Source organism: Gordonia sp. KTR9, from assembly GCF_000143885.2.
GTDB lineage: Bacteria > Actinomycetota > Actinomycetes > Mycobacteriales > Mycobacteriaceae > Gordonia.
Genome location: NC_018581.1, coordinates 2538573 through 2548637, shown reverse-complemented (window position 1 = coordinate 2548637; position 10065 = coordinate 2538573). Strand labels below are relative to the sequence as shown.

At 69.9% G+C, this 10065-nt stretch carries 6 protein-coding genes; all 6 read right to left on the bottom strand.

From position 1 onward, the window contains the following. Positions 1–90: 90 nt before the first annotated feature. Positions 91–1476, bottom strand: coding sequence for a replication-associated recombination protein A (locus KTR9_RS12400; protein ID WP_044506591.1), 1386 nt, complete (start codon positions 1474–1476; stop codon positions 91–93). A 7-nt stretch (positions 1477–1483) separates the two neighbouring features. After that, positions 1484–2659 carry a hypothetical protein gene (locus tag KTR9_RS12395; RefSeq protein WP_035716982.1) on the bottom strand — a complete coding sequence of 392 codons (1176 nt, stop codon included), beginning with the start codon at positions 2657–2659 and terminating at the stop codon, positions 1484–1486. Positions 2660–2807: 148 nt separating this feature from the next. Continuing rightward, positions 2808–3713 (bottom strand): transglutaminase family protein, encoded by a 906-nt coding sequence (locus KTR9_RS12390; RefSeq protein WP_014926628.1) that lies wholly within the window; start codon positions 3711–3713, stop codon positions 2808–2810. Beyond that, positions 3710–6418, bottom strand: a complete 2709-nt coding sequence (locus tag KTR9_RS12385; RefSeq protein ID WP_044506588.1) for a circularly permuted type 2 ATP-grasp protein — start codon at positions 6416–6418, stop codon at positions 3710–3712. The genes KTR9_RS12390 and KTR9_RS12385 overlap by 4 nt, the downstream gene beginning before the upstream one ends. Continuing rightward, positions 6415–9900 carry a transglutaminase family protein gene (locus KTR9_RS12380; RefSeq protein WP_014926626.1) on the bottom strand — a complete coding sequence of 1162 codons (3486 nt, stop codon included), beginning with the start codon at positions 9898–9900 and terminating at the stop codon, positions 6415–6417. Before KTR9_RS12380 ends, KTR9_RS12385 begins: the two co-directional genes overlap by 4 nt. Then, a complete protein-coding gene (locus KTR9_RS27610; protein WP_158409752.1) occupies positions 9897–10049 on the bottom strand; it encodes a hypothetical protein in 153 nt (50 codons plus the stop codon). Before KTR9_RS27610 ends, KTR9_RS12380 begins: the two co-directional genes overlap by 4 nt. Positions 10050–10065 lie beyond the last annotated feature (16 nt).

Sequence of the window (10065 nt, the reverse complement as noted above, 5' to 3'; positions counted from 1 at the left end):
GGCCGTTGATGTCGCGACATCCCAGACTACCGTCGGCGGGTCGCCGCAGAGCGGAGGGACTCTCGACCGCGACGACGTCGTCGCGGACCGTCAGCGGGACCGGCGCCGTGAGACCGCGCCGCGCACGATCGACCGCAACTTCGCGACCCGCGGCCCGATCTCGCGCTCCAGACCGTGGTCGGTGGGCACGTAGTAGTCCCTGCCGACGAGTTCGTCGGGCGGATACTGTTGCGGTACAACACCATCGGGGTCGTCGTGCGGGTATCGGTAGGCGACGCCGTTGCCGAGCTTCTTGGCTCCCGGGTAGTGACTGTCGCGCAGGTGGGCCGGAACCGCGCCGGCCTTGCCCGACTCGACGTCGGCGAGGGCGGCGCCGATGGCCGAGACCACACCGGCCGACTTCGGCGCCGTCGCCAGATGGATGGTCGCCTGGGTGAGCGCCAGTTTGGCCTCCGGCATCCCGACGAGGTTCACGACCTGGGCGGCCGCGACCGCGGTCTGCAGGGCCGTCGGGTCGGCCATCCCGATGTCCTCGCTGGCGTGGATCATCAGGCGCCGTGCGATGAAGCGCGGGTCCTCCCCCGCCGCGATCATCCGCGCGAGATAGTGCACGGCGGCGTCGACGTCGGAACCCCGGATGGACTTGATGAACGCGCTCGTCACGTCGTAGTGCTGATCGCCGTCCCGGTCGTAGCGCACCGCGGCGCGGTCGATGGCGGTCTCCACGTCGGCGAGGTCGATGCGGTCGGTCGAGTCGGCACTGGCCTCGAGGGCGGTCAACGCCCGGCGTGCGTCCCCGCCCGACACCGCGACGAGGTGGTCATAGGCGGCGTCGGTGACCTCGACCTTGCCGTCCAGCCCGCGCGGGTCGGCGACCGCCCGGGTGAGCACCTCCCGGATGTCGGAATCGGTCAGTGACCGCAACTGCAGCACCAGGGATCGGGACAACAGCGGTGCGACCACGGAGAACGACGGATTCTCGGTCGTGGCGGCGACGAGCAGGACGATGCGGTTCTCCACGGCGTCGAGCAACGCGTCCTGCTGCGTCTTGGAGAACCGATGCACCTCGTCGATGAACAGGACCGTCTGCTGACCGCCGGACCTGGCGTCACCGATGAGGCGGCGCCGGGCCACGTCGATGACCGCACGTACCTCTTTGACCCCGGCCGTCAGCGCGGACAGGGCCTCGAAACGGCCGCCGGTGGCTCGCGCGATGAGCGAGGCCATGGTGGTCTTGCCGGTCCCGGGCGGCCCGTAGAGCAGCACCGACGCCGCGCCCGAACCGCTGATCAGCTTCCGCAGCGGCGAGCCGGTCCCGAGAAGGTGTTGCTGCCCGACGATCTCGTCGAGGGTCTGTGGCCGCATCCGGACCGCCAGGGGTGCCGACGGAGACGGCGGGGCGGTGAGGCCCCCGGCGGCACCACGCCCACCGGAGCCGGCCCGAGGGTCGTCGGGTGGGTCGAACAGTCCGTCCACGAGCGGGTCAGGCCAGCCAGATGCGCTGTAGCGCGACGCCCATCGCGGTCGCGAACACGGCGATCTCGTCGTCACCCGCACGTCCCGCCGCGGCGGCGAGATCGGTCCAGCGGCTGACGATCACGCGCGGGTCGTTCGTGTGCAGGGCCCAGTCGTGGGTGAAACCGGACGCGCCGAAGTCGGCCACGTCGAAGTCGGCGTCGGCGTGATCGGCCTCCGGATCGCCCGGCAGCATCCACACCGTCGACAGCCACACCCAGAGCTGACGGGCGAGCAGCACCTTGCGCTGCATCTCCCGCTCGTGGGCGAGTGCCGGCCAGATCGAATGCACCTCCGAGCGCCATGCGTCGACCATCGACACCTCGAGGTCGGTGGCACGAGCGGAGGCCCGGGGCGGCAGCTGCGCGGTGATGGTGACGACCGCATAGGCGATGTCGAGGGTCGCGTCGCGGAATCCGCCCCACTCGTAGTCCATGAACTGCACGCCGTCGTCGTTCAGCAGGATGTTCTCCGGACCGACGTCGGAGGGACTGAACGCACGGTGGTCGCCCTCGTCGAACAGCGTGGCCGCGGTACGCAGGGATTCCACCACCCGGTCCGGGACCACGACGTCGAGGGCCGCGGCGTGCCCCACCACCGAGTCGATCGACCGCAGCGCCTCGTCGCGCAGGATGTCGCGTCCGTGCATGCCCGACGGTCCGCGGCGCAGCAGCGCGAGGAAGTCCCCTTCGCCGCCGACCGTCGCCGCGTGCATCCGGCCGAGGGCCTGACCCCAGGCGCTGACCGCGCGGGAGGTCTCGACCGGGTCGACGCCGGCGAGATACTCGAGCATCGAACGGCCGTGGCCGAGGTCGGAGAGGACCATGATGCGCAGGTCCGGATCCGACGCGATGAGCTGCGGGCCCGGGCGTGACTCGTTCGGCAGCGCCGTCGCGTACTTGTAGGACGCGATCTCCCGATGGAAGGCCTGCGGGTCCTCGTGTTCGGGAAGAGCCTTGATCACGAGTGATCGGTCCAGGCTCAGAGGATTCTGGGCGACCCGGACCCGCACCACCGTCGTGCGTCCGCTGCCACCGAGGTCCTCGGGATCGTCGAGGACCACTGCTGATCCGGCGCGGTGTGACAGCAGCGCCTCTGCCGCCCGCACCACGCTGGTGATGCGGCTTTCCGTAATGACCGTCATGTCGCCCACCAACCTACCCGTTGCAACGATGTCGCAACAGCAATATTCGTTCATCTGTATCACGTCGCAGCTGACAAATCGCCGAACCGGTTGCCGAATGCACTGCGGCAGAACGGATCACCAGGTGGGTCACCAGACCGTGCCCGGTTCAGCCTGGCGTGAGGCCATCCGCCGGGCTGACGTCCACCGAAACGTCGATGCGGCTCTTCGTGGAGTCGGTGTAGATGACCCCGCGAAGCGGCGGCACGTCGTCGTAATCACGTCCCCACGCCAGCGTGACGTGGCGTTCGTCGACCAGCTTGTCGTTGGTCGGGTCGAAGGGCAGCCACCTGCCGTCGGGCATCCAGACCGCAGCCCATGCGTGGCTGGCGTCGGCACCGTAGACCTTTTCTCTGCCGGGGGGCGGTTCGGTCGCGAGGTAGCCCGACTCGTACCTGGCGGCCAGGCCCTGCGACCGCAGGCAGGCGATCGCGACCCGCGCGAAGTCCTGGCAGACGCCCTCGCGCCGCTGCAGGACGGTGTCGACCCGGGTGGTGACGGCCGTCGAACCCGACCGGTAGGTGAAGTCGGCGAAGATCCGTGAGGTGAGGTCGGTGACGGCCTCGACGAGCGGACGGCCCGGGGTGAAGACCCCGGCGGCGTACTCGCGGACCGCGTCGGTGATCTCGGGTGGATCGAGATCGAGGACGAATTCGGCAGCCAGGGCGCTCTCCCGGCCGTCGACGACGCAGGGTCGTGCCTGTTCCCAGGGCGTCCGGGCCGCCGGGCTCAGGAGCACGCCCGGGTCCACGGGATCCACCTCGACGACCGACCGCGCGGTGACGGTGAGCTCGCGATGCGAGGTCCGGACGTGGAAGTAGCTGTCGTGGTTGCCGTACACGTCGAGCCCGGTCGACCGGTCGTCGGGTTCGGGCTCGATCTCCAGCGATGTCGAGTGCACGCGCTGGCCCGGTAGGTCGCGCGGGGTCAGGTGACAACGCCCGTACGACGACGACACGTCGTCGTCGTAGGTGTAGCTCGTCCGGTGCATCACGCGGTAGACACGCGAACTCACGACTGCCCACCTGCCCAGATCGGTCGCGCCTGGCGCGGGGTGGCGAAGCGGGTCCGGGTCAGCAGGTCGGAGAGCTCGGTGGCACCGGTGCGCAGCGTCGTCATCAGTTCGACGAGTTCAGGGCGCCTGCGGTCGGCGTCGACGCGCACCAGGTCGGCGGGGTCACCGCGACGCAGCTCGGCGATCATGTCCTGGACGGCTCGTTCGGCACCGGCCGACCGAAGGGTCTCCGGTACCGAGGACAGGTCGGCGTTCATCCGCTCCAGGCAGAAGATCATCGATCTCGGATTGGTCGGGTCGAAGAGCAGCAGCTCGGCGACACTGGCCGGTTGGTACAGACCGCGATTGCGGCGGCGATAGATGACCGACGACTCATTGGCCACCAGGTACGACTCCAGCAGCGTCTGCTCGACGTCGGTGTCCTGCGCCTCGGCGAACATCGCGCGCGTGAGGTCGGCGAGGGTGACCGCACGTTCGATACGTCGGCCGACGTCCATGAACATCCAGCCCGGGTCGTGCACCATCGACTCGGCCTGCAGTCCGGTGAGGGCCAGCACACCGTGCAGGATCTCGTCGTGTGCGCGGGCCAGGTCGGGTCCGAGATCGAGTGCGGCGTCGCCGACACCGGCGTCGGCGTCGGTGCGCGACCGGGCGACCAGCCGGGTCGTGCTCGCCATGATCCGTTCGACGGGCGCGAGCACCATCCAGGTGCTGGTCGACATCTGATCCCGGACCGCCCGGGCCGTACTCAGAAGCCGGTCGACCGAATACGCGATGGTCCCGGGCACCGACCGCGACACGGTGAGGTCGGCGATCTTCTCGATCGCCTCGTTCACCTGGTCGGGCGACGGCGGCCGGTCCGAACCCGACATCAGGAGATCGGCGGTGTCGAGATAGCGCGCGGTGCCCGTCACCGTGGCGACGGCGTGCAGCAGCAGCGGCACCGCCGGTGTACCGGACATCCACGGGCGGTACTGGAAGTCCTGATACCGCTCGCGGGACACCTTGGCCAGGCGCGTCACCAGCTCGGTCCGTTCGCCGTAGCGGCCCAGCCAGAACAGGTCCGCCAGGACACGAGGGCTGGCCGCGGCCGCGACGTCGGAGTATTCACGGGTCACCGGACGGCCCGCCGCGCCCGAGAGGACCTCGGCGGCCGGCTCGCCGCGCGTCTCCGAACGGCGCGATATGTGCCCGCCCACCTCGGTGCTGGTGACCCAGACGTCCTTGGCGGCAACCACATGGTGAGCAGCACCCTCGACCCCGTCGGCGAGGACCGCGCCCAGCCCGCCCGGCATCACCGCGTAGCCGGGACCCTGCGCGACGCTGAAGGCGCGGACCGACACCGGTGCCGCGCGCAGCGTCGCCGGTGGACCGCCGGAACCACTGCCGGGGGTGACCGTGGGGGCCACCGAGAACGCCTCGAGGTCGCGCGCCACCCACTGCCACGTCTGCGCCTCGATCCGGGCGTCGAGCTCGGCGCGATCGGCAGCGGCGAGCAGCGGACCGATGAACTCCTCGCCCGTGCACGTGTTGGTCAGCACCAGGGAGGCCAGCCGGTCACGGATCAGACCGCGCTGCAACCGATCTCCCGCCCAGTGGGTGGTGACCGACCTCAACCGCAGATCCTCGTCGAGCAGTACCGGCGCCAGACGCTCCAGCACGGTGTGCAGCGCCGGGTTCTCCAGGACGCCCGAGCCGAGGGTGTTGAGGACCGTCACGGTGCCGCGCGAGATCGCCTCGACCAGGCCCGCGACGCCGAGCTGGGAGTCCGTCCGCAGGTCCAGCGGATCCGCGTAGGCGGCGTCGACGCGCCGCAACAACACGTCCACGCGCTTGTACCGACCCAGCGACCGCATGTACACCGCACCGTCGCGGACGGTGAGATCGGCACCTTCGACGAGCGGGAAGCCGAGCACCGAGGCGAGATAGGCCTGGTCGAACGCGGTCTCGGACATGCTGCCCGGACTGAGGACCGCCACCGTCGGGTCGTCGACCCCCGGCGGCGCGTACTCGGTGAGCGCCAGCCTCATCGTGGCGGCGAAATTGGCCATCGGCCGTGGCGCGCACGCCTGGAACAGCTGCGGGAAGGTCTTCGACATCAGCCGGCGACCGACGATCGCGTACCCGACGCCCGACGGCGCCTGGGTACGATCGCGGTAGGCGACGAATTCGCCGTCGGGGGTTCGCGAGATGTCGACCGCGTGCAGGAACAAGGCATGCGGGCCGGCGACCTCCAGGCGCGCGGCCTTGCGGATGTACCCCGGATGCCCGAAGACCATCTCCGGCGCGACAAGTCCGGCGGCGATTGTCTTCTGATCGCGATAGAGGTCACGCAGCAGCAGGTCCAGCAGCATAGAACGCTGCGTGATGGCCTTCTCGAGTTCGGCCCACTCGACGCCGTCGACGACCAGCGGCACCGCGTCGACCTCCCAGTCGCGGGTCACGGTGTCGCGGCCGTCGAAGTCGTTGTAGACCACGCCGTCGTCGCTCACCGCGGCGGCCAGCCGGGCGGCGGAATCCCGGAGGCGGTCGGGTCCGCGCAACTGATAGATGCGGGCCAGGTCCGCCCATGCCGGGCGGATTCCCCCACCGGGTTCCAGGAGTTCGTCGTAGGAGTCGAGCGGCCGGCCCGGATCGAAGAGCGTGTGGCCCTCGGCGCGGTAGCGGTCGAACACCGCGGAAGCGTTGCCCGGCGAAGAGGTCACCGCAGAACTGTACGTGCCCGCCGCAGGTCGAGGATTCCGGGCACCCCGAAGTCGATGGCCTGCCGGGACTGCCGCTCGCGCAACAGTCCGACGTCGACGGTGCCCGTGGTGTGTCCGGCGGCCTCGAACCGCCCGTTGCGCCGCGATTCGGCCTCGACCGCGTTGACCGGCGGACGATCGTAGGCGCGTCCGCCGGGGTGCACGACGTGATAGGTCGCGCCGCCCACCGACCGGCCGTTGACCGTGTCGATCAGGTCGAAGGTCAGCGGGGTGTCGATGGTGATCGTCGGGTGCAGCGAGCTCGGCGGCTGCCAGGCCCGGAAGCGGATGCCGGCCACGCGTTCGCCGGTACGTCCCGTGGCACGCAGCGGGATCGGGAACCCGTTGCAGGTCAGCAGATATCGATCGTCCTCGCCACCCAGGACCCGCACCTGCACGCGTTCGACGGAGGAGTCCACGTACCGGGCGGTGCCGGTTCCGGTCGACTCCTCCCCCAGCGTGTTCCACGGTTCGATGGCACTGCGCAACTCGATTTCCTGGTCGCGGATCTGCACGGTCCCCAGACGCGGGAAGCGGAATTCGGTGAACGGATCCAGCCACGCGGTCTCGAACGGGTAGCCGGCCTCGCGCAGTTCCTCGGCGACCAGCGCGATGTCGGCGATGACGTAGTGCGGCAACAGGTGTTTTCCGTGCAGGTCACCGCCGTGGCGGATAAGCCGGGCACGGTAGGGCTTCTCCCAGAACCACGACACCAGGCTGCGCACCAGCAGCGACTGCACCATCGCCATCCGGTGGTGCGGCGGCATCTCGAAGGCCCGCAGTTCCAGCAGGCCCAGCCGGCCGCGCACCGAGTCCGGGCTGTAGAGCTTGTCGATGCAGAACTCGGCCCGGTGGGTGTTCCCGGTGATGTCGGTCAGCAGGTGTCGCAGCGCCCGGTCGGTGACCCAGGGATTGGGCGGCGCGCCGTCGAATCGCCCGCCGGTGGCGTTCTTGACCGCGAGCCGGTCGATCTCGGCGAAGGCGATCTCCAGTTCGTACAGCGCCGACTCGCGTCCCTCGTCGACTCGCGGTGCCTGCGACGTGGTGCCGATGAACCGGCCGGAGAACAGGTACGACAGCGCGGGATGACGCTGCCAGTAGGTCAGCATGGACACCAGCAGGTCGGGGCGGCGCAGCATCGGCGAATCCGCGGGCGTGACGCCGCCGAGGGTGATGTGGTTGCCGCCGCCCGTGCCGCCGTGGCTGCCGTCGAGATCGAAACTCTCCGTGCCCAGGCGGACCTGTCGCGCGTGCTCGTACAGCGATTCGAGCAATTCGGACTGCTCGGCGAAACCATGGGTCGGCTGGATGTTGACCTCGACGACGCCCGGGTCCGGGGTCACCGACAACGAGACGAGGCGCGGATCGGCGGGCGGTCCGTATCCCTCGACGACGACCGGCGTCGATGTCGCGGCCGCCGCGTCCTCGACGAGTTCGACGATCGCGAGGTACTCCTCGAGCGTCGAGGTCGGTGGCATGAACACGTGGACCACGCCGCCGCGGACCTCGGCGACGAGGGCCGTGCGCGGGAGGAACTGCGCGGGGTCCACCGCGCGCACGGTGTGGCCCAGGGCTTCCGACGGGTCGGCCGGGAGGTCCTCGTGGCGTGCGGACGGGTCGGCCTCGAACAGTGTCGGCGCCGGACCCCACGACAATGAGTTGAGCGGCAGGCGCAACCCGGCCGGCGAGGTGCCGGGGGTCAGCACGATCCGTCCTCGCCGGGTCGTCCACACCGCGCTCTGCCACGCGGTCCGGTCCTCCGACCGGCTCAACGGCAACAGGTGGGCGCTCGGCTCGGTGACGGCGGCGTCGAGCCGGGCGATCAGCGCTCGCCTGCGGTTGACGGAATCCACTGCCGGCGAGAGGCTCTCGTCGTCGTCGCCCTCCGTCGAATCGGCGTCGACGGCGATCTCGGCCTGCGCGAACGACCGCGCGGCGGGCAGGGTCGGGTCGGTCCCGGGATCACCGGGTGGCATCGCGGCGAGCTCGCGCATGCGCACCAGCGGGTCCTCGTAGGCGGGCACGACCTGGTCGGCCGGGAGCCCGAGCGCCTCGGCGAACGCGGTGAGCAGTTCCCGCGCCGGGCCGGCATCGCCGATGTTCTCCGGATCCGGGCCGTGGGTCTCGGTCTCGATCGCGGCCGCGCACTGTTCCGGCGTCGCCCACGGATCGGCGAGCAATTGCGGGTCCCGCCAGATCGGCAGTCCGTCGGTGCGCCACATCAGTTCGAGCTGCCAGCGCGGGAGCGGTTCGCCGGGATACCACTTGCCCTGGCTGCGCCGGATCAGCCCACCCGGTGCATACGCCTGGTGCAGACGGCCGGCCAGCCGTCCGGCCAGCAACCGTTTGTGCGGGCCGTCCGCGGCGGTCCGCCATTCCGGATCCGTCTGGTTGTCGATAGACACGAACGTCGGCTCGCCACCCATCGTCAGGCGCACGTCGTTGCGTTCCATCCGCTCGTCGACCAGGGCGCCGAGGTCGGTCACCCGGGTCCACTGTTCGGCGGTGTAGGGCAGGGTGACGCGCGGGTCCTCGTGGAACCGCGTGACCGTGTTGGTGAAATCGAGTGTCGCGTGGCACGGACCGGTCGATCCGGTGATCGGGGCGGCGCCGACGGGGTGTGGGGTGGCGGCCAAGGGGATGTGTCCTTCGCCGGCGAACAGGCCCGACGTCGGGTCCAGACCCACCCATCCGGCACCGGGGAGGTACACCTCGGTCCATGCGTGCAGATCGGTGAAGTCGGCGTCGGGACCCGACGGGCCGTCGAGCGACTTCACATCCGAGGTCAGCTGGACGAGATAGCCGGAGACGAAACGCGCCGCGAACCCGAGTTCGCGCAGGAGGGCGACCAGCAACCAGGCCGAGTCCCGGCACGACCCGATCGCGCTGGACAGGGTGTACTCCGGTGATTGAACGCCCGCCTCGAGGCGAACGGTGTAACCGACGGCGTCCCGGACCGCCGCGTTGAGTCGCACGAGGAAGTCGATGACGCGCGTACGACCGGCCGGACGGTGCTTGGCCGCGAACTTCGCGATCTCCGGATGTACTGGTGCACCGGCGAATTCACCTTCGGTGACACCCGCCGGCCGAAGGAAGATCTCCAGGTCGCGCCGCAGTTCGGCGGGATACTCGAACCCGAAGAACTCGGCCCAGTCCTCGATGAAGAAGTCGAACGGGTTGATCGCGGTGAGGTCCGCGACCAGGCTCACGGTGATCCCGAGGGAGTTCGACGGCTCCGGGAACACCAGGCGCGCCAGGTAATTGCTGAACGCGTCCTGCTGCCAGTTCAGGAAATGCGCACCGGGCTCGACGGTGAGCGAGTAGGCCTCGATGGGAGTGCGTGAGTGCGGCGCCGGACGCAGGCGGACGACGTGCGGGTAGATCCTGGTCGGCCGGTCGAAGGAGTACACCGTCCGGTGTTCGAGGGCGACCTTGATCGTCACCGACGGACCTCCCCGCCGGTGCGTGTCACCACGGTCCCGGCAGCCGACTCGGTCCCACCGCTGTGCGCCATGGAGGAGATCTCATCACAGATGACCGGAAGGCGCCGGGTGGCGAGCACCGCGGAAGGACCCGCGGTGGCCGAACTCACGTCCGGCCACCGCATT

Excerpts from the sequence above, each read along its gene's own strand:
- KTR9_RS12395 (WP_035716982.1), bottom strand. The coding sequence starts at position 2,659 with ATGACGGTCATTACGGAAAGCCGCATCACCAGCGTGGTGCGGGCGGCA.